Source organism: Bradyrhizobium sp., assembly GCF_016462955.1.
Lineage (GTDB): Bacteria > Pseudomonadota > Alphaproteobacteria > Rhizobiales > Xanthobacteraceae > Bradyrhizobium.
In genome coordinates this window covers 8,037-10,777 of record NZ_JAEMSD010000184.1, presented here as the reverse complement: position 1 = coordinate 10,777, position 2,741 = coordinate 8,037, and the positions used below count along the sequence as shown (strand labels likewise).

Here is a 2,741-nt window from a genome sequence, read left to right as displayed (position 1 = left end):
GCCATTGCCACAGCACGAGGGCCGCAGCGAGCACGAAGCCCGCGGTGTCGCTGAACGGGAATTCGCCGAGCAGGCAGAATGCGCCTCCGAGCGCGACCAGCCGCTCGATCAGCGTCATGCGCGTGAACAGGAAGCCGATCGCGACCATGCCGAACAAGCCGATCGCCACCAGCGCCTTCAAGCTCGCCAGCGCCACTGCGCCATAGAAGCCGAGCTTGGCCGCCATGGGATCGCCAGCCTGCAGCATCAAGGCCGGCGAATAGACGAAGATGAACGGGATGACGTAGCCGGCGAGCGCGATGCGCATCGCCTCCCAGCCGATCTTGTCCGGATTCTCCTTCGCGATCGGCGCCGCCGCAAGCGCGGCCAGCGCCACCGGGGGTGAGAGGTCGGCCATGATGCCGTAGTAGAACGCGAACATGTGGCTCGCGATCAGCGGCACTCCGAGCTTGGCGAGCGCCGGTGCGGCGAGCGCGGCGGTGATGATGTAGGTCGGGATGGTCGGAATGCCGGTGCCGAGCAGGATCGACAGCAGCATGGTCATGACAAGCGCCAGGAACAGGCTCTTCTCGCCGAGCCCGATCACCCAGCCGCCGAAGATGGTGCCGACGCCGGTCTGCGACATCATGCCGATGATGACCCCGACGATGGCGCAGGCCATGCCGACGGTGATGGCGGATTTCGCGCTCTCGGCCAGCGCATCGCGGCAGGCGCGCAACGCCGCAAAGCCGCCGCGCACGAAGGCCGTGATCACGATCAGGCCGACGACGACCGTGGCGACCGGCGCGATCTGAAGACCGTCCCGCGACAGCGCGGCGACGACGAGCGCGAGCCCGATCCAGAAGATGTAGCGGATCACGTTGGAGGACGCGCCCGTCGTGATGGCCGTGCCGAGGATCAACGTCACCGTCAGCGAAAGGCCCATGCTGCCGGCATAGAGCGGCGTGAAGCCCTCGAACAGCATGTAGACCAGCGCGGCGAGCGGCAGCACGAGGTACCAGCGCGTCACCAGCGCTCTCCACGCACTCGGGATCTCCGAGCGCTTCATGCCGACGAGACCGTGCTTGCCGGCTTCCAGATGCACCATCCAGAACGCCGATGCGAAATAGAGGATCGCGGGGATCGCCGCCGCCTTGACGATCTCCGAGTACTGAACCCCCAGCGTTTCCGCCATGATGAAGGCGACCGCGCCCATCACCGGCGGCATGATCTGTCCGCCCATCGAGGCCGTGGCCTCGACACCGGCGGCGAAGGCGCGGCGATAGCCGAACCTGATCATCAGGGGAATCGTGAACTGGCCGACGGTGACGACGTTCGCAACGCCCGAGCCCGAGATCGTGCCCATCATGCCCGAGGCGAACACCGCGACCTTGGCCGGTCCGCCGCGGGTTCTGCCGAACAACCCGAGCGATACGTCGGTGAACAGCTGGATCATGCCGGCGCGCTCCAGGAACGAGCCGAACAGGATGAACAGGAAGATGTAGGTCGCCGAGACGTAGACCGGCACCCCGTAGAAGCCTTCCGTGCCGAACGACAGGTGGGTGATGACCTGGTCGAAATCATAGCCGCGATGGTTGAGCGGCGACGGCAGGTACTGGCCGAAGAACCAGTAGACCAGGCACGCGCCGCACATCAGCGGCAGCGCCGCGCCCATCAGGCGCCGCGTGCCCTCGAATATCAGCACCGCCAGCAGCGTGCCGACCACGAGATCGAGCCGGGTCGGATCGCCGTCGCGCGCGATCAGGTCGGCGTAGAAGATCCACTGGTAGAGGCCGCAGAAGAAGCCGGCGCCGCCGATCACCCAGCCCAGCGCACGGCCGACATTGCTCTTGGCCGTGAAGTTGGCGATCAGGCCGAAGGTGAGGAGAACGAGGAAGCCGACATGGACGCCGCGCACCACCTGGCTTGGGAGATAGTTGAAGGCGGCGACATAGAGCTGGAACGTGGCGAAGGCGATGCCGATCCAGTAGGCGAGCCTGCCCCACCAGCCGGGACCGAAGCCTTCCGGAAAACCATGCTCGAAATTGTCGAACTCGACTTTTACTTTCTCGGGCGCAGCTTCAATAGCCTCTGCCTGCGACATCGATATATCCCCGCGCCGTTAAAACAAAGGCCGTCCCCGCACACGTCATGGCCGGGCTTGTCCCGGCCATCCACGGTTACGCTGCCTCCAAGAACGTGGATGCCCGGGACAAGCCCGGGCATGACGATACGGAGAGAACCGATCTTACTTGATCAGCCCCTTCTCCTTGTAATAGCGGATCGCGCCGGGGTGGAGCGGGACCGGGCTGCCGGCGGCCGCGGTCTCGAGCTTGATCTCCTTGCCGGCCGCATGCGCGTTGACGAGTTCCGGCAGCGATTCGTAGACCAGCTTGGTCATCTGATACGCGAGATCGTCCGATACCGCGGAACTGGTGACGAGATAGTTGATCACGGCCGCCGTCGGCACGTCCTTGTCCTGGCCGGCATAGGTGTTGGCGGGAATCGTCGCCGCGACGAAGGGCGGCCCGATCTTGTCGACCGTCTCCTTCGGCACCGACACCACGGTGATCGGGCTCGAGGTCGAGAGGTCCTTGAGGGAGGCGACGCCGAGACCGGCCGATTGCAGCGTGGCGTTGAGCTGCCGGTTCTTCATGAGGTCGACGGATTCGGCGAAGGGCAGATACTCAACCTTGCCGAGATCCTTGTAGCTCATGCCGGCCGCGGCCAGGATCGCCCGCGAATTCAGCTCGGTGCCCGAC

At 65.3% G+C, this 2,741-nt stretch carries 2 protein-coding genes; both read right to left on the bottom strand.

What is annotated here, in order from left to right:
• On the bottom strand, positions 1-2,083 hold a 2,083-nt coding region (locus JHD07_RS19385; protein WP_291624747.1), incomplete at its 3' end, for a TRAP transporter permease.
• Positions 2,084-2,227: 144 nt separating this feature from the next.
• A partial coding sequence (locus tag JHD07_RS19380; protein WP_291624746.1) for a TAXI family TRAP transporter solute-binding subunit occupies positions 2,228-2,741 on the bottom strand: 514 nt, incomplete at its 5' end.